Origin of the sequence: Bacteroides sp. AM10-21B (assembly GCF_003472565.1) — a bacterium.
In the GTDB taxonomy this organism is placed as follows: Bacteria; Bacteroidota; Bacteroidia; order Bacteroidales; family Bacteroidaceae; genus Bacteroides; species Bacteroides propionicigenes.
Window position 1 is genome coordinate 503147 of sequence record NZ_QRME01000001.1, and the last position, 18864, is coordinate 522010.

Genomic DNA, 18864 nt, shown 5'->3' on the forward strand with positions numbered 1-18864 from the left:
TCTGAATTGACAATTGACAGTTGACAATTGACAATTACATGGTTGCACAATAGCAAGCAGGGATTGTCAATCCGGTCATTGTCAATTGTCAATTATTAATTGTCAATTGAATTGAGAGGACTGGTAATTAAAAATACAGGGAGTTGGTATCTGGTAAAGACCGACGAAGGAACATACGTTGAATGTAAAATCAAAGGCAACTTTCGTCTGAAAGGCATCCGAAGCACCAATCCGGTAGCGGTAGGCGACTATGTGCAAATCATCCTGAATCAAGAAGGGACGGCTTTCATCAGCGAAATTGAAGACCGGAAGAATTATATTGTCCGACGCTCTTCCAACCTATCCAAGCAATCCCATATCCTTGCAGCCAACCTCGACCAATGTATGCTGGTGGTAACGGTGAATTATCCGGAGACTTCCACTACATTCATTGACCGTTTCCTCGCCTCAGCCGAGGCATACCGCGTACCCGTCAACATCATATTCAATAAAACGGATGCCTACGACGAAGACGAACTTCGCTACTTGGACGGACTTATCAATCTTTATACCGCCATCGGTTACCCTTGTTTCAAAATCTCCGCCAAGACAGGCGAAGGTATCGATATCATAAAGGAAGAACTTAAAGGGAAAATAACGCTTTTCTCCGGCCACTCCGGAGTGGGCAAGTCCACCCTCATCAATGCCATCCTGCCGGAGCTGGACATCAAAACCGGTGAAATCTCCACCTACCACAACAAAGGTATGCACACCACTACTTTCTCCGAGATGTTCCCTGTACCGGGTGACGGCTATATCATCGACACTCCGGGCATCAAAGGCTTCGGAACATTCGATATGGAAGAAGAAGAAATAGGACATTACTTTCCGGAAATATTCAAAGTTTCCGCCGACTGCCGCTATAATAACTGTACCCACCGCCATGAACCGGGATGTGCTGTACGTGAAGCAGTGGAACATCATTACATCAGCGAATCCCGCTACACCTCTTACCTGAATATGCTGGAAGATAAGGAAGAAGGGAAATACAGGGCAGCGCATTAATATGAATATGCGGTAAGGTGATAAAACGATAGGATACACCTTATTACTTTATCACTTTTCTTAACTTTTCTTACTTTAAACTTTTCCATATTTCTTCCGTCCAAATCAATGGCTAAATATACTACTAATACTACAACATGAATAAGAAAGTAAAATGGGGCATCATTACATTCATTGGTGTCGGACTGATAGGCGGAGGTATTTATTCTCAGCTTCCTAAAACAAATGAAGAACTGGCGGCAGCCGATAAGGTAATGACCGGCAAACGCGGAGAGAAAAAGATTCTGAACGTAAACGCCAAAATAATAAAACCGCAACTACTAAAAGACGAAATACAAATCAGCGGTAGCCTGTTGCCCGATGAAGAAGTAGATCTTTCATTCGAGACATCCGGCAAGATTATCGAAATAAACTTTGAAGAAGGCAGTTTCGTGAAGAAAGGGCAATTACTCGCTAAGGTAAATGACCGTCCTCTCCAAGCACAGCTACAAAGATTGGTCTCGCAACTGAAGTTGGCGGAAGACCGTGTATTCCGTCAAAACGCATTGTTGGAAAGGGACGCCGTCAGTAAAGAAGCCTACGAACAGGTCAAGACCGAACTGGCGACCTTGAATGCCGACATCGACTTGGTAGAATCCAATATCGCGCAAACCGAACTTCGAGCCCCCTTTGATGGAGTTATCGGTCTGCGGCAAGTCAGTGTAGGAACATACGCTTCTCCCTCTACCATTGTAGCCAAACTCACGAAACTCTCTCCCTTGAAAGTAGAGTTTGCAGTACCCGAACGATATGCCAATGACGTAAAAATAGGTGCAGGACTAGACTTTATACTCGAAGGAAAGTTGAATACTTTCCATGCCACTGTCTATGCACGCGAATCCAAAATAGACCCTACCACCCATACACTAACTATCCGCGCGCTCTATCCCAATACCAACAGCGCCGTACTACCGGGCCGTTATGCCAGCATCAAGCTAAATAAAGATGAGATACAGAATGCGCTTGCCGTACCTTCCGAAGCTATCGTACCGGAAATGGGTAAAGACAAGATATTCCTCTATAAATCCGGGAAAGCCCAACCGATAGAGATAACGACCGGCATCCGCACTGAAGCCGAAGTACAAGTGTTGCAAGGGCTGAGCATAGGTGACACCATCATTACCTCAGGCACCTTGCAACTCCGTACAGGACTGCCAGTGACATTAGACAATATAAATTAATGATGAACTATAATCCATACTTCTCATCATGAATATATCCGAATTAAGTATACGGCGACCGGTACTCTCTACTGTATTGACACTGATTATCCTGCTCTTCGGTTTCATCGGATACAACTACCTCGGTGTACGCGAGTATCCATCGGTGGACAATCCCATTATTTCCGTATCGTGCTCTTATCCCGGAGCAAACGCCGACGTTATTGAAAACCAGATTACAGAACCGCTGGAACAGAATATCAACGGTATCCCGGGCATTCGTTCTCTTTCCAGTGTCAGCCAACAAGGCTCATCACGCATTACGGTGGAGTTCGAACTTTCCGTCGATTTGGAAACGGCCGCTAATGACGTACGCGACAAAGTTTCACGTGCCCAGCGTTATTTACCTCGCGACTGTGACCCGCCAACCGTATCCAAAGCAGACGCCGATGCCACACCCATCCTCATGGTTGCCCTGCAAAGTGACAAACGTTCCCTATTGGAGCTGAGTGAAATAGCCGACCTTACTGTAAAAGAACAACTTCAAACAATCTCCGATGTAAGTAGCGTAAGTATCTGGGGAGAGAAACGTTACTCCATGCGCTTGTGGCTCGACCCTATCAAAATGTCCGGTTATGGCATTACCCCTATCGACGTAAAGAACGCTGTAGACAGCGAAAATGTGGAACTTCCATCGGGTAGTATCGAAGGAAATACCATTGAGCTCACCATCCGCACGCTCGGATTGATGCATACGGCAGAAGAGTTCAACAACCTCATTCTGAAAGAGGACGGCAACCGTATTGTCCGATTCAGTGACATAGGCCGCGCCGAACTTGGTCCGGCAGACATCAAAAGTTATATGAAGATGAACGGCGTCCCTATGGTGGGTATTGTAGTAATCCCTCAGCCGGGTGCCAACCACATTCAGATTGCCGATGCCGTATACGAGCGTATGGAGAAAATGAAGAAAGACCTGCCGGAGGACGTACACTATTCCTATGGGTTTGATAACACCAAATTTATCCGTGCTTCTATCAACGAAGTAAAACAAACCGTGTACGAAGCTTTCATCCTCGTAATTATCATCATCTTCCTGTTCCTCCGCGATTGGCGTGTCACGCTGGTTCCTTGCATCGTAATCCCTGTTTCGCTCATCGGGGCCTTCTTCGTTATGTATCTGGCGGGATTCTCCATCAACGTACTTTCCATGCTTGCCATTGTGCTTGCCGTAGGACTTGTGGTTGACGATGCCATTGTAATGACGGAGAATATTTATGTTCGTATCGAAAAAGGGATGCCTCCGAAGGAGGCGGGTATCGAGGGAGCGAAGGAGATATTCTTTGCTGTAATCTCTACTACCATCACACTGGTAGCAGTATTCTTCCCCATCGTTTTTATGGATGGTACGACAGGTCGCTTATTCCGCGAATTCAGTATCGTGGTATCCGGTTCTGTTATTATCTCCTCCTTTGCCGCACTGACTTTTACTCCGATGCTGGCTACCAAATTACTGATAAAAAGAGAAAAGCAAAGTTGGTTCTATCGCAAGACCGAACCTTTCTTTGAAGGGATGAACAACTTATACAGCCGCTCTTTAGCGGTTTTCCTGCACAAACGCTGGATTGCGCTGCCTTTCACGGTGGCAACCATTATCATTATCGGATTTCTTTGGAACTATATCCCCGCAGAAATGTCACCATTGGAGGACCGTTCGCAAATCAGCATCAACACACGTGGTGCCGAAGGCGTCACCTACGAATATATCCGTGACTATACAGAGGACATCAACCAACTTGTCGACTCCATCACGCCCGATGCTGAAGCGGTAACCGCCCGTGTATCCAGCGGTAGCGGTAACGTGCGTATCACCCTGAAAGATATGAAGGAGCGTGACTACACACAAATGGAAGTAGCGGAAAAGTTGTCGAAAGCGGTGCAAAGAAAAACAATGGCGCGTTCTTTCGTACAACAATCCTCTTCGTTCGGCGGGCGGCGTGGCGGTATGCCCGTACAATATGTGCTGCAAGCCACTAATATCGAGAAGCTGCAGGAAGTATTGCCTAAGTTCATGGCAAAAGTATATGAGAACCCCATATTCCAAATGGCTGACGTAGACTTGAAATTCAGTAAGCCGGAAGCACGCATCAACATCAACCGCGACAAGGCAAGTATCATGGGAGTCAGTACCCGCAACATCGCCCAAACCCTGCAATACGGGCTGAGCGGCCAGCGTATGGGTTACTTCTACATGAACGGAAAACAGTACGAGATATTAGGAGAAATCAACCGCCAGCAACGTAATAAGCCTGCCGACCTGAAAGGTATCTATATTCGTAGCGATAAAGGGGACATGGTACAGCTTGACAACCTGATAGAGCTGACTAACGGCATTGCACCGCCCAAACTATATCGATACAACCGATTCGTATCCGCCACTGTCTCTGCCGGACTTGCCGATGGCAAGACTATCGGCCAAGGCTTGGACGAAATGGACAAGATAGCCAAAGAGACATTAGACGACACTTTCCGTACTGCCCTCACCGGAGACTCAAAGGAATACCGCGAAAGTTCTTCCAGTCTGATGTTCGCTTTCATCTTGGCAATCCTGCTTATCTACCTGATTCTTGCCGCACAGTTCGAGAGCTTCAAAGACCCGTTGATTATCATGCTGACAGTACCCCTCGCCATTGCCGGTGCACTCGTATTCATGTATTTCGGAGACATCACGATGAATATCTTCAGCCAAATCGGTATCATCATGCTAATTGGTCTGGTGGCAAAGAACGGTATTCTGATTGTAGAATTTGCCAATCAGAAGCAGGAAACCGGCGAGGACAAGATACAAGCTATTAAGGATGCCGCCCTACAACGCCTGCGCCCTATCCTGATGACAAGCGCCTCTACCATACTGGGCTTGATACCGTTGGCATTCGCTACTGGCGAAGGTTGCAACCAGCGTATCGCCATGGGTACGGCCGTAGTAGGCGGCATGCTCGTATCTACCTTACTCACGATGTATATCGTCCCCGCCATTTATAGTTATGTATCTACCAACCGAAGTAAACTAAAGAACGAATGAGACGTACGATTTTATTTTTCTTAATCATTCTGTGCACTATACCCGCCATTCAGGCACAGCCTGCACCTATCTATACTCTGAAATCTTGTTTGGAACAGGGACTACTAAATAACTATTCCCTACGCATCACACGCAACGAACAGCAAATAAGCAAAAACAACGCTACCGTTGCCAATGCCGGTTATCTGCCTACCCTCGACCTGTCCGCAGGCTACAGGGGTACGTTGGATAATACCGAAACAAAGCTGCGTGCCACTGGCGAAACGACCAAAGAGAACAGAATATTCGACCAAACCGTTGACGCAGGCATCAATCTGAGCTGGACTATATTCGACGGCTTCAACATCACCGCCAACTACCAAAAGTTGAAGGAACTGGAACGGCAAGGTGAAACCAACACCCGCATCGCCATCGAAGACCTGATAGCCAACATCGCCGCTGAATACTACAACTATGTGCAACACAAGATACGTTTGAAAAATTTCCGCTATGCTGTATCGCTCTCCAAAGAGCGTCTGCGTATCGTAGAGGAGCGTTATCACATCGGAAACTTCTCCCGTCTGGACTACCAGCAGGCCAAAGTAGACTTCAATGCCGACAGTGCACAGTACATGAAGCAGCAAGAATTGCTGCACACCTCACGCATCCAACTGAACGAACTAATGGCTAACGAAGATGTAGACTGCCCCTTCATCATCCAAGACAGCCTCATCAACGTCAGTGCCAAATTGAACTTTGAAGAACTTTGGAACGCCACTCTGGAAGCCAACTCTTCCTTACTGAAAGCGGAACAGAACAATACCCTCGCACGTTTGGACTACAAGAAAGTCAGTTCCCGCGACTACCCATACGTAAAAATGAATGGAGGTTACGGCTATACTCTCAACAAATATGATATTTCCGCCAACAGCCGTCGCAGCAATCTCGGGCTGAACGTAGGGGTCACCGTAGGCTTCAACCTTTTCGATGGCAATCGCCGCCGTGAACGACGCAATGCCCGCATCGCGGTGCAAAACACCCGCTTGGAACGCGAGCAGCTTGAACAAGCCCTACGTGCTGACCTGAGCAACCTGTGGCAGGCCTATCAAAACAATCTCCAAATGTTGAACTTGGAACGTCAAAACCTCGTTGCAGCCAAAGAGAACCATGAGATTGCCATGGAACGCTATATGCTCGGTAACCTTTCCGGTATCGAAATGCGTGAAGCGCAAAAAAGTTTGTTGGATGCTGAAGAACGCATTCTGTCGGCAGAATACGACACTAAACTGTGCGAAATATCCTTGCTACAAATTAGCGGAAAAGTAGAACAATACTTGGAATAGGTACATCCATATATATCACAATATTTACCCCCTTAAAAACAAATATTACCATCCTTTCTTTAGAGTTTTCTCTACTTTTGTTCGCAAATAAACTAAAAGCAGTAATATTATGAAACGAACAATCCTTTTCTGTGCATTGCTCACCCTTACCATTGGAGCCAATGCACAGGAAGCAACCCACTACAAAGAGAAGCATCCCTATAAGGAATGGGTCAAAATGGCTCCCAAATTGGATGACGCTTTCTTCACCACTCCTGAAGCTATCCGTATTGCCGACAACGTACTGCTCTATCAGCAAACCACCGGCGGCTGGCCTAAAAACATCTATATGCCCGCCGAACTGACAACCGATGAATTCCAGAAGGTTCTCGCCGCCAAAGGTAACGTCAACGAAAGCACTATTGATAACAGTGCCACAAGTACGGAAATCCGCTATCTCTCCCGTATCTACTTAGCCACCAACATAGAAAAATATAAGAATGCCGCCTTAGAAGGCATATGCTACATCCTGAAAGCACAATATCCCAATGGCGGTTGGCCCCAGTTTTGGCCGCGCCCCAAAGGCTATTACACCCATATCACCTACAATGACAATGCAATGGTAAACGTCATGAACCTGCTACGTGACGTATACACCAAGAAAGCCCCATATACTTACGTACCGGATAGTATTTGCCAACGCGCACGTACCGCCTTCGATAAAGGTGTAGAGTGCATCCTCAACACCCAAGTAAAGCAAAACGGAAAACTGACCGTATGGTGCGCCCAGCATGATGAGTACACCCTTGCCCCCGCCAAAGCCCGTGCTTACGAACTTCCCTCACTCAGCGGCGCCGAATCGGACAACATTGTCCTGTTGCTAATGTCCATTCCCGATCCCTCACCTGAGATTATCGCCTCTGTAGAAGCTGCCATCGCATGGTTCAAAGCAAGTAAAATTACAGGCATCACCCGTGAGGAATTCACCAACAGCGAAGGTAAGAAAGATTTCCGGATGATTCCCTGCCCGCAGGACGATTATCCCTGTCCCACGCTTTGGGCCCGTTTCTACACCCTCGAAGATAACCGTCCCTTCTTCTGCGACCGCGACGGAGTGAAGAAGTATAATATTTCCGACATAGGCTATGAACGCCGCAACGGCTATAGCTGGTACAACAATACAGGCCTAAAAGTATTGAAGAAGTACGAACAATGGAAGAAAAAACTAAGTAAATAAGAACGAGATAGTTGCAATGCAGTGCAAACATCACAAAAAAGACCGCTTGGAAAATATCATCCACAAGCGGTCTTTTTCTTTATTACGTGATTAGCTGCTCTTACTTACTACAGTTCCAAGGCTTTAATTGTTTGAAGAAGTCATTACCTTTGTCATCTACCAAAATGAATGCAGGGAAGTCTTCCACCTCAATTTTCCAAATAGCTTCCATACCGAGTTCGGGATATTCCACACACTCGATGCTCTTAATATTGTTCTGTGCCAAAATAGCTGCAGGGCCACCGATAGAGCCGAGATAGAAACCACCGTATTTCTTGCAAGCATCCGTAACTTGCTGGCTACGGTTACCTTTAGCAAGCATAATCATGCTTCCGCCGTGACTTTGGAAGAGAGCAACATACGGATCCATACGTCCGGCAGTTGTCGGTCCCATCGAACCGCAAGCCATACCCTGCGGAGTCTTGGCAGGACCGGCATAATAAATAGGATGGTCTTTGATATATTGCGGCAGATCTTCACCACGGTCCAAACGTTCTTTCAATTTGGCATGGGCAATGTCACGACCCACAATGATAGTACCGTTCAGAGATAAGCGGGTGGAAACCGGATACTTGGTCAACTCTTTCAGGATATTCTCCATCGGTTGGTTCAAATCAATCTTCACAACATCGCCTTCACCGGCTTTACGAAGTTCGGCAGGGATAAGTTCACCCGGATTGCTGTCGAGCTTCTCAATCCAAATACCCTCCTTATTGATTTTACATTTGATGTTACGGTCGGCCGAGCAGGAAACTCCCAAACCGACAGGACAAGAAGCGCCATGACGCGGCAAACGAATAATGCGTACATCGTGGGCCAAATACTTGCCGCCGAACTGTGCACCAAGACCTATTTTATGAGCTTCCGCCAATACTTGTTTCTCCAGTTCCACGTCACGGAAAGCACGACCAAATTCGTTACCGGTAGTAGGCAGGTTGTCGTAAAAGTGAGTGGAAGCCAGCTTCACTGTCAGCAGGTTCTTCTCGGCAGAAGTACCGCCGATAACGAATGCGATGTGATAGGGAGGACAAGCAGCAGTACCCAGTGTCTTTATCTTTTCAATGAGGAACGGAACCAATGTTTCGGGATTCAAGATAGCTTTTGTCTCCTGATAGAGATAAGTCTTGTTGGCAGAACCACCGCCCTTAGTAACACAAAGAAATTCATACTCCATGCCTTCGGTAGCTTCGATGTCAATCTGCGCCGGAAGATTACACTTCGTATTCACTTCATCGTACATATTGAGAGGAGCATTCTGGGAATAACGCAAGTTCTCTTCCGTATATGTCTTGTAAACACCGAGTGAAAGAGCCTCTTCATCGCAGTAGCCCGTCCACACTTGCTGTCCTTTTTCACCGTGGATAATGGCCGTACCCGTATCCTGGCAGAAAGGCAATACGCCCTTAGAGGCAACTTCGGCATTGCGCAGGAAAGTCAAAGCCACGTACTTGTCGTTATCACTTGCTTCAGGGTCACTCAAAATCTTAGCAACTTGTTCGTTATGCGAACGACGCAACATAAAGGAGACGTCACGGAAAGCCGCATTAGCCATTGCGGTCAGACCTTCTTTCTCAATCTTCAGGATAGGTTTTCCTTCAAACTCGCTTACGGACACGTAGTCCTTTGTAAGCAGATAATACTCAGTTGTATCCTTACCCTTCTCAAACATGGGCTGATACTTGAACGGAGGTGTTGTTGCCATAATTACTTGTTCATTTAATGTTTAAAAATGATTCGTGACACAAAGGTAGCAACTATTATTGAAATATTTCTTTAATTAGGGTGAAAACTTACAGGCAGATGCAGTACTACTCACCGTATGCATTGCATACGTCCTATCAGTTCATCACCCAGCGCCGTCTTCACCTCAATGTGCTTCAGTACGGCGGTTACAAACGGATTGCTTTCAAAGTCACCACGCACCTGCTCGAAGTCGAGTTCCTTCTCAAGACGAGAACCATCGGCACCAAAGCCGGTCATGGAAGCCAAGGAGAACTCTTTCTTGGCATCTTCATAAACCATGCGGTCCAAACCGACAACAGCCTCTTTCCACTTTTCAACAATATGGATAATGTCTTCCGCAGTAATGTTTTCGGGATTGATTCCATAAAACTCTTCCAGTTTGTCATATGCCCATGTCCACTCGTAAGTATAATAGTTCCGGTGCATCCGCTCAAACTCGGCATTAATATACTTCAGACGGTTCACCGCACCGGATTCAATCCCGTCTATCAAAGTATCAATCTCACTCTTCGGAGCTATCAGTCCGGAAATATCCACCCACTCACCACTGCCAATAGAAATATCAGGCTTCAGACGAGCACGTATTTCTTCATTGCTCCGGAAATTGATGCCTTCCAGACGTTTGATTACAGAGTTGCCAAGAAACTTGTGGATAGCGATTTCATAGAAACCGATACCCTTTACCAACGCTGAATTACGAATCTTGGCGCTATGGAAAGAATAGATATCGGACAGTTCACCCGAAGCATAACGCAAGTTTTTCAACGTATCCCGTCCCTTAAACATCTTCTGTACAGTATAGGGACTGAGAAGATTGTAGTTAATGAAATCCAGCTTATTGGTATCGGTACGTTGGTCGCGCTTGGGCCATTTCTGAGCATCGCGGATAGTACCCACACTGCGCAAGTTGACGCCCGGTACGAGGTAAGTTGTATTATTCTGCTCTATCAAGTAGGAGAACGGCAGATTGGAAGTATCTGAGTGATTGACATGACGCCCCATAACAAGGGAGAATGCCCCTACCCTTGCAGGCCATAGGATATAAGAATCGGAGGTAGTCTTGGCACCACGTTCCAACGTACCCTGATGAATAGGACCGAGCTTATACATATGGTTACTCTGATTGGAACCGGAACCGGCATTCATAAAGGAAAACATACCGGCTATAAGCAAGGTAGATTTATGATGTGTCACCGTATAAGGTCCGGCAAAGATAGCACACGCTTCACCATTCTCTCCCTGGCAGTTACTGAAAAACAAGGAGTCCGAAGCGGAGTAGTTATGCCCTAGTTTACAAGCCTGCCCCACAAAGCATCGAGTAAGCATGGCCCCATCGTCCACGTGCGAACCGGATGATATGATAAAATTGTCGCAAATAACACCGTGACCGATGTGTACAGGCGCCAGTTCATTACTGTTTATGCTTCCGTTATACAAACGGCACGTACCACATATGTGACAATAATCACCTATACGCACATTCTTGATAGAACCGGTATTGAGTATCATTACATGGCTACCAATAAAACCTACCGCTGAGGCATGTTTATTGGAATAGAAATCTGTGATTTCCTTCATTCGTGCAATCAACTCCGGACGATGACGGTAAAGTGCCATAATATAGGCCTGATGGGCGGAGAGTTTGTCACTGATAAGTACCTCACGCCCGCCCGTTTCATTCAGGACAGATACCTCTACGCCGTTACCGAACTTGGACAGCCCGTCTACAAGAATGATGTCTACATTCTCGATAAAAGTATCATGTCCTATTTCATAATTTGCAATATAGTTCTGGATATTCTCAATGCAGCAGTCATCGCCCACCGTCACATTATGAAGCGTCACGTGTCGCAAACCGGAGTGTTTCTTTATTCCGCCCGGCAAGGTAAACTCCGAGTGGAATATACCCAAACGCACTTCACCCGAGAAACGGGTATGATGTACAAATTCCGTTGAAAAGCCCTCTGCAACGGTCACTTTCCCCCAATCATCCGCCAGACACGACTGGCTTTTCAACCGAAGTACTTCGTCTTCGGTCAAGTTTCTGTAAGTCATAACACTTAAATTAAGAATGAAGAATGAAGAATGAAGAATGAAGAAACTGACTGCACCGTATCATGCAAACAATATACCGCACGGCAATTCTTCATTCTTCGCTCTTAATTCTTCATTAAATTAAACTTCCTCTTCTTCGTAGGTCTGATAAAGAAAATCATTATAGGGGTACTTCTGCACGTGCAGTTCTTTCACACGCCGGTAAACCACACTCTTCAGTTCCTCTACATTGATTCGTTCGCGGGCGGAGATAAAGAGACAATTGTCTTCCATCTTTGCCATCCACGTCTTCATCAGTTCCTCAAGTGTTAAGTTTTCTTTAGTCCTGGGGGTAAGGTCGTCTTCCGCTTTCTCCACATAGGTGTAAGCGTCTATTTTATTAAATACAAGTATCATGGGCTTACCGGAAGCTCCAATGTCCGCCAATGTCTTGTTTACCACTTCTATCTGTTCTTCAAAATCGGGATGAGAAATATCCACGATATGCAACAGCAAGTCGGCTTCGCGCACTTCGTCCAAAGTAGATTTGAAAGAATCTACCAAATCGGTGGGTAACTTACGGATAAAGCCAACCGTATCGGATAAAAGGAACGGCAGGTTCTCAATAATAACTTTACGTACCGTAGTATCCAATGTAGCGAACAGCTTATTTTCCGCAAAGACTTCACTCTTGGACAGCAATGTCATCAAAGTGGACTTTCCAACATTGGTGTATCCGACCAGTGCCACACGTATAAGACGACCGCGATTCTTACGCTGAGTAGCCTTTTGCTTGTCAATCTCTGCCAAACGTTCTTTCAACAACGCCATACGATTCAGGATGATACGGCGGTCCATTTCCAACTGCGTTTCACCCGGACCACGCAAACCTACAGAACCTTTACCGCCACCGGCTCCTGAGCCACCGCCCTGACGCTCCAAGTGAGTCCACAAACGCTGCAAGCGGGGAAGCATATATTTATATTGCGCCAATTCCACTTGGGTCTTTGCATTAGCAGTCTGTGCACGCATGGCAAAGATGTCGAGAATAAGTGAGGTACGGTCCAGTATCTTGATTTTCAACTCACCCTCAATGTTACGTATCTGTTTTGCCGAGAGTTCGTCATCAAAGATTACCATACCGATTTCACGCTCGGCTTCCTCTTCATTACGGATATATTCTTTTATTTCCTCCAGCTTACCCTTGCCAACATACGTCACAGAGTTTGCCGCATCCAACTTCTGAGTAAATCTTTTCACGACTTCCGCCCCGGCTGTCTCAGCCAAGAATGCCAGTTCATCAAGGTATTCGTTCGTCTTACGCTCATCCTGAGTTTTTGTGATAAGACCTACCAATACCGCCGTTTCAACCTGTGCTTCGGAAATTACAAATTCTTTCATTCTATTTTATACCTTATTATATATAATATACCTTTATGGTATACGGCAGCAAATATAACGATTTTCACAAGAATCTTCATCTATATAATACAGATTATTAAAAACTAGAGTAGCGATAAAGAAAAAGAGTGGTCACCTTTTCAGGTAACCACTCCTAAATCTATATAGATCTAAGGTCTATTAATATTCATCGTCAGTCCAGCCTGTCCGCTTATGTCCCTCCACTTTATAAACTAACTGTTCAGAGTCATCAGAGAACTTGACTTTAAAACAAATACTATCTGTTACAATACCTGTCTTTGACTTAGCCACATTAAACATTACCTTTCCTTCGGTAATCACCACATTACAATCCTCATAACTCAAATTAGGCAATTCTGCATCAGATCCAAAACTTAATGCACCTGGATTAGCAAAAGCCTTTACCTTAAAGTCCCAAAACTCCCCTAGATCATCTACAAACAATTCATCAGCTTTGTTTGCTGCAGAGTTGTAAGTATATAAAGGCAAATTCTTATAATCACCGATAACTTCCCATTTATCCGGAGCTGTTTCTTGATAGTAAGTAACCCACCATTCACCAGCCAAAATGCCAGGCGCTGTATAGTCTATCTTGTCATCATCGTTGCATGAGCAAAACACAAACAACGCACAAATAAATAAGTATATTAATTTACGATTCATCATATTCTTTATTTTTTAGATTGTTACTCCTTAACCCATTTTGTACTAAAAGTAACGCCAGCATTTACACCACCAGTAAACGTTGCGTCAAATTGAATAGTCTTAGTTACCGCATCTATTGTTCCTACTACTGATATAGGACCGTATGCACAACTGTTAGTAAGAACCAATAGTTCCGTCCCTCCCATATCCAAGAAGTACAAAGGAATAGCAGTTGTCTGCCACCAACAGTCACTTGCTTTATAATATCCCAACTCACCGGTAACCAAATCAACTGAAATTTGCTTCTTTCTAGTAGCATGCACCAAAGTATAAGTACCAGAATAATCATTCTGTACTAACTCCGGAGTAACAAGCACCATACGACTCGTAGTCACAGGAAAACCTTCTTTGGACACAGTTTCATAATTCAAGGTATACAAGCCTTTTTCCTGAATATTAACGGAGCCCGTAACTTTCACAGGATACTCTTCATCACCGACAAAAGCCTTTACCCCCGGATCTGTAAATGTACCGGTAGGATCCAATTTTACATTCATAAAAGCAGCACCTTCCATTTGGAATTCCGGGAAAGCAGTCAATTTAGATATCCCCTCAGTTTCCTTATCGCATGAAACTAAAGTAATGCTACACAGAGCTATAATGATTGATATTATTTTCTTCATATTTTTCGTTCTTTATTAATTAATCATTTAACAGCCCACCACAGAGGTACATCTGGTTCTACACGCTGAGGAACATTTTCCTTATTAGAGGTTAACTCATATTCCGGAAATACCAGTCTCTGTATAAAAGCTGTCTTATCTACTAAAATTGAGTTCTTAGATACGGTAAAATGATCTGGATAACCAGTACGATTAAACTCAAAGAACGCCTCAAGTCCTTGAGACAAGAACATTGATAACCATTTCTGAGTAATAATACTTTTTAACGGATTAGCTGAATCATATTCATAGGCAGCACCCGTTTGTAATAAAGCATCAGCTTCAGATGCAATTCCATAACGATTAAAAGCAGCACGTACCCCTTCTTCATACTTATCTTGGGCACCTGCCCCACCTTTACATTTCACTAACGCTTCTGCTTGCAGAAAAGCACTTTCTGCTGCAGAGAGAAAAATGACAGGATCAGAAGCCGAGATTTTACCTTTTGATAACGAGCCAGTAGGTTGCTCAGCAGCAGGTTTAGAATAATCACCTTGATCCAGACCTTCATATTCTCCTCTATTACCTTTCTCATACATATAAGATAAACGAGGGTCATTGTTAGCCCGTACAAAGTTTAAAGTTGTATTGGAAGCTTTCAAATTAGCATTACCCAAACCATAAACTTCTGAATCATAAAAAGGATTATAATTACCCGGAGCATCTTTGTACCCATTAATAGAAGCATCTACCGAAAGAAACTTAACGCCAGAATTAAGCATAGAGTTAATTATCTGCTCCGACTCACTCTGTTTTGCCTTATATTGGCGAATGGCAAGTTTTAATTTCAATGTATTGGCAAACTCTTTCCAATGTTCTATATTGCCACCAAATATTAAATCGGCATTCCCCGGATCTGTGCATGTGGTAGCTTTAAAGTCCTTACTCAAAGCATCATCTAGTCTAGCAAATAAATCAGAGTAGATTTCTTCACCGGAATCAAACTTTGGTGTGGTAACTCCCTCATCAGCTTTACATGCTTCAAAATAAGGAACAGTTCCATACAAATCGACCAATACTTGAAAAACATAAGCTTCCATTACAGTACCAATCAAATAATTATTCCAATCTTCAACTTCTGCCGAACGTTTAATTGCCTTTTTAAAGTCTGTTAATGAATACGCATATAATTTCAAATACTCGGAATTCATCACGCTGGAAGTTACATTATAAGAGTCCCAAGCTTTATACTGATTAGCTGTGTTATCTTGGGTAAAATGCTGGGCCCAAAGTGCTCCCAATATTGCATACTGTCCACCAATTACAGTAGCTGCAGATCCCATACCCGAAGTAATTGGCATTGCTGTAGGTATTTCAGACGGATAGTTGGGATCCGTATTTATATCCAACCATTGATCGCAAGAGCTAAATGTTACAGCCGCGATAGCAACTAGAAATATTTTAAGTCTATTCATAATTTACTTGTTTAAGAATTAAAATGATGCTTTGATACTAAATCCAAAACTCTTAATGGAAGGTGATGCACTAAACTCACCAAACTCACTTTCCAAGTCCAAGCCCATATTAGAGACAGTAGGATCAACAAAATTATTAGAGCTTGGAGTCCACACCCATAAATTATGAGCATAAGCGCTCAAAACCAAACTATTGAGATAAGCCTTTGCAATCCATTGTTTCGGGAAAGAGTATGATAAATGAATATCTTTCAGCTTCACATACGTCTTGTCAATCAAGTCACCTCTGTCAAACTCTCCACCATTATTATTCCAATAACTATCATAATAGCTATGGTTAATAGGAGTCGTATTTTCTACATAAGAAATATTGTTTGCCGCATCTTTTACTTCAATCACAGATCCTGGAACAATGAACGGTTGGCGGTCGTTGAATAATGTTTGAGGAGAGTTTCCTACAAAGTAAGTAGTACCTTTGGTTCTTGAATACATCAAACCGCCAACACGTATATCAAAATTGAACCCAAGAGTAAAGCTCTTATAGGACAATTCACTGCCAACACCCATCATGTACTTATACTCTGAAGAACCAAAAATCTCACGAGTCGACGACTGCTTCGGAAGACCGGTTTGACTATCTACCACAATATTACCATTTTCATCCTTCTGCGTACCATAGCCAACAAATACTCCCAAAGGCTCTCCCGGCATTGCTAATAAACTTACACCGTTTGTGAAACCAAAAATATTAAATTCTTCCAAGCCATTGCCTAAGCGCACAACTTTACTTCTATTCAAAGTCCAGTTTACATTTACATTCCATTCAAAATCTTTAGTGCGAACAGGTACAACATTAGCCATCAATTCAATACCTCTATTACGAATACATCCCAAGTTCATATATTGAGTTGTATAACCACTTGACGGACTAATCGTAACCGGCATAATTTGATCTGTTGTTTCACGATTATAGAACGTTACATCTAACCCCAATCTGTTCTGCAAGAAACGCAAGTCCAAACCAACTTCATATTCTTTTGTCATTTCCGGCTTCAGGTTAGGATTACCAATGATGTTACCATATGAATATGCATTTACACCCGAAAATGGATATTTCAAGCCATCACCAAAAGGATTACTTACAGTTCCTTCCGAATAATAACCATTAATCATATAAGGTTCCACATCATTACCTGTCTGACCATAGCTAACACGTACCTTACCATAGGTCATAAAATTCTTCAGCACTTCAAAAGCATCAGTAAATATAAAGCTCAAACCTACTGTTGGATAGAAGAAAGAATTATTATTTTTAGGTAATGTAGATGACCAGTCATTTCTAGCCCCCACATTCAAGTACAAATAATTTTTAAAGCCTAAATCCGCTTGCCCATAAACACCCATCAAACGACGTAAAGAGGAAGCAGACGATTTCACTGCAGGATTAGGGCTATTGGATATATTATAAAAGTTTTCCAAATCCAGGCCTTGAACTGAAACATTTAATGTCTTTTTATATCTTTCATTCACATTATATCCCAACAGTACATTCAAATGGAAATCTTCCGATATCTGCTTGTTGAAATTTGCAAATACATCACTATTCAATTCCCTTCTTTGCCCTGTACGTTCACCTACATAACCAGTTTCTACACTTTCTGTATCATTTGCTCCTTCAGGAATCATAATAGCACGCCAACTTTTACTGCGATAGTTACTCAAGTCGCCACCAACGCGCCAAGTAAGAGTCAAAAAATCAAAGAGTTTAGCACTCAATTCCAAACTACCATAAATACGATCCTCAATATATTTATTGCCATCCTCATTTAAATTGAAATAAGGGTTAATGACACCATACGGAGTATACCAGTTGTCCGGACTATAAAATTTATTCTTATAATCTTTCATATCCACGATACTAAAATCTCTCGGTATCTGAATTAGATTATTAAACACGGAATATCCCTGACCGGAAGAAGCCGTACTTACATTTCTATTAATATAGTTAAGGCTTGCAGATGAAGTTAACCATTTTCCTTCGTAAGATCCCTTCAAAGAAACAGCGTTTCGTCTGTAACGGTCCGAATTACCAGGTAAAATACCATTATCTGTTATATTAGAGTAAGACATATAATACGTAGTTTTCCCTTTACCACCACTGATTGCCAATGAGTTATCAGTTTGAACACCTGTCTCATAAAAATCTTTCATATTATTTTTCTGAGCCGAATATGGTTTATAAAGTTGTTCTCCGTCTACAATATGTCCCCACAAGCGTTCCACGCCATCAAGTTTAGGTCCCCAACTACCATTTTCCAATAATGAATTGGCAAATCCCCATCCTTGTCCATACCTGTTTTGGAACTCAGGCAGTACACCTGCTCTAGAGAAAGTGGTATTACTAACAAAGTCAATTTTCATCTTGTCATTACTCTTTCCCTTTTTAGTGGTAATCATTATAGCACCATTGGCAGCACGCGATCCGTAAAGTGCAGCAGCAGAAGCACCCTTCAGTACAGTCATTGATTCTATATCATTAGGATTAATATCATTAATACCATTACCAAAGTCTGTATTATTAGCTAATTGATTATCACTTGAATTCTGTAGTGTTTCATTATTTACGGGAACGCCATCTATTACAAATAAGGGTTGATTACTTCCATTCAAAGAAGAAAAGCCTCTCAATAAAACTCGCGTAGAAGCACCGGCCGCACCAGAAGAACTAGATATACTAACACCGGCAATCTTGCCAGACAAAGCATCAAGCATACTTCTATCACCAGTTTGCGTAATTTGCTCACTCTTTACTTGACTAGCACTATAAGCCAATGATTTCTCAGCTCTTTTTATACCAACAGCCGTCACTACGACCTCATCAAGCACTTCTGTATCAGACTTTAACACCACCCTCAAATTAGGTTTTATCGCAACTTCCTGTGCCTGCATACCCACGAACGAAACCTGCAAAGTCTTCGCAG

General features: G+C 43.5%; 12 protein-coding genes. 5 read left to right on the plus strand and 7 right to left on the minus strand.

Annotation, left to right across the window (positions count from 1 at the left end; translation table 11 throughout):
* The first annotated feature begins 111 nt into the window (after positions 1-111).
* From rsgA to pelA, 5 genes are all read left to right on the plus strand, one after another.
* The gene (gene rsgA, locus DW121_RS01970; RefSeq protein ID WP_117710985.1) at positions 112-1044 is read left to right on the plus strand and encodes a ribosome small subunit-dependent GTPase A; all 933 of its coding nucleotides are present in this window, start codon (positions 112-114) and stop codon (positions 1042-1044) included.
* A 137-nt stretch (positions 1045-1181) separates the two neighbouring features.
* Positions 1182-2264: an efflux RND transporter periplasmic adaptor subunit gene (locus DW121_RS01975; protein WP_117710984.1), complete on the plus strand. Its 1083-nt coding sequence runs from the start codon at positions 1182-1184 to the stop codon at positions 2262-2264.
* 28 nt (positions 2265-2292) lie between these two features.
* The gene (locus DW121_RS01980; protein WP_117710983.1) at positions 2293-5325 is read left to right on the plus strand and encodes an efflux RND transporter permease subunit; all 3033 of its coding nucleotides are present in this window, start codon (positions 2293-2295) and stop codon (positions 5323-5325) included.
* Positions 5322-6647 (plus strand): TolC family protein, encoded by a 1326-nt coding sequence (locus tag DW121_RS01985; protein WP_117710982.1) that lies wholly within the window; start codon positions 5322-5324, stop codon positions 6645-6647. Before DW121_RS01980 ends, DW121_RS01985 begins: the two co-directional genes overlap by 4 nt.
* A 109-nt stretch (positions 6648-6756) precedes the next feature.
* Positions 6757-7863 (plus strand): pectate lyase, encoded by a 1107-nt coding sequence (pelA, locus tag DW121_RS01990; protein ID WP_117710981.1) that lies wholly within the window; start codon positions 6757-6759, stop codon positions 7861-7863.
* Between the two features lie 100 nt (positions 7864-7963).
* Here the strand turns inward: pelA and DW121_RS01995 are convergent, their stop codons facing one another.
* From DW121_RS01995 to DW121_RS02025, 7 genes are all read right to left on the minus strand, one after another.
* On the minus strand, positions 7964-9604 hold the full coding sequence (locus DW121_RS01995; protein WP_117710980.1) for a fumarate hydratase: 1641 nt from the start codon (positions 9602-9604) through the stop codon (positions 7964-7966).
* A 110-nt stretch (positions 9605-9714) separates the two neighbouring features.
* Positions 9715-11700 carry a DUF4954 family protein gene (locus tag DW121_RS02000; protein WP_117710979.1) on the minus strand — a complete coding sequence of 662 codons (1986 nt, stop codon included), beginning with the start codon at positions 11698-11700 and terminating at the stop codon, positions 9715-9717.
* Between the two features lie 120 nt (positions 11701-11820).
* Positions 11821-13080: a GTPase HflX gene (gene hflX, locus DW121_RS02005; protein ID WP_117710978.1), complete on the minus strand. Its 1260-nt coding sequence runs from the start codon at positions 13078-13080 to the stop codon at positions 11821-11823.
* 180 nt (positions 13081-13260) lie between these two features.
* Positions 13261-13767, minus strand: a complete 507-nt coding sequence (locus tag DW121_RS02010) for a lipid-binding protein (RefSeq protein WP_117710977.1) — start codon at positions 13765-13767, stop codon at positions 13261-13263.
* Positions 13768-13787: 20 nt separating this feature from the next.
* Positions 13788-14429: an immunoglobulin-like domain-containing protein gene (locus DW121_RS02015; RefSeq protein WP_117710976.1), complete on the minus strand. Its 642-nt coding sequence runs from the start codon at positions 14427-14429 to the stop codon at positions 13788-13790.
* Between the two features lie 23 nt (positions 14430-14452).
* Entirely contained in the window at positions 14453-15883 is a 1431-nt protein-coding gene (locus DW121_RS02020; protein WP_117710975.1) for a SusD/RagB family nutrient-binding outer membrane lipoprotein, read from the minus strand.
* An 18-nt stretch (positions 15884-15901) separates the two neighbouring features.
* A partial coding sequence (locus tag DW121_RS02025) for a SusC/RagA family TonB-linked outer membrane protein (RefSeq protein WP_117710974.1) occupies positions 15902-18864 on the minus strand: 2963 nt, incomplete at its 5' end.